Origin of the sequence: Pseudomonas sp. SIMBA_068, assembly GCF_046534705.1 — a bacterium.
GTDB classification, from domain to species: Bacteria; Pseudomonadota; Gammaproteobacteria; order Pseudomonadales; family Pseudomonadaceae; genus Aquipseudomonas; species Aquipseudomonas putida.
This window is the reverse complement of record NZ_JAWRYI010001346.1, coordinates 1-245: the sequence shown is the minus strand read 5'-3', so window position 1 is coordinate 245 and position 245 is coordinate 1. Positions and strand designations below refer to the sequence as shown.

At 57.6% G+C, this 245-nt stretch carries 1 protein-coding gene; it reads right to left on the bottom strand.

Features of this window, described 5'->3' with window-relative positions:
* Positions 1 to 245, bottom strand: a 245-nt coding sequence (locus SB756_RS33990; protein ID WP_410913749.1) for a class II D-tagatose-bisphosphate aldolase non-catalytic subunit, incomplete at both ends; no start/stop codon positions are given.

Here is a 245-nt window from a genome sequence, read left to right as displayed (position 1 = left end):
AATCAGCGTTTCGTAGTTTTCGACCATCTGGCTTAAGGCGCTCGCTTTGGCGGGCTGATAATCAATAACGTTGGTGTGATCGAATTCGACGCCGGGTTGAACCACCAGGGCAATGATGCGTGGCCAGATGGCATTCAAACCTTGCTTTTCAAAGGCGTGACGATGGGCTTCCAGCGTGGCGCGGGCGGCATCCGGCGTGGTGACCGCCAGCTCGCTTAAGGTTTCATGCGCGCCGCCAGGTACCG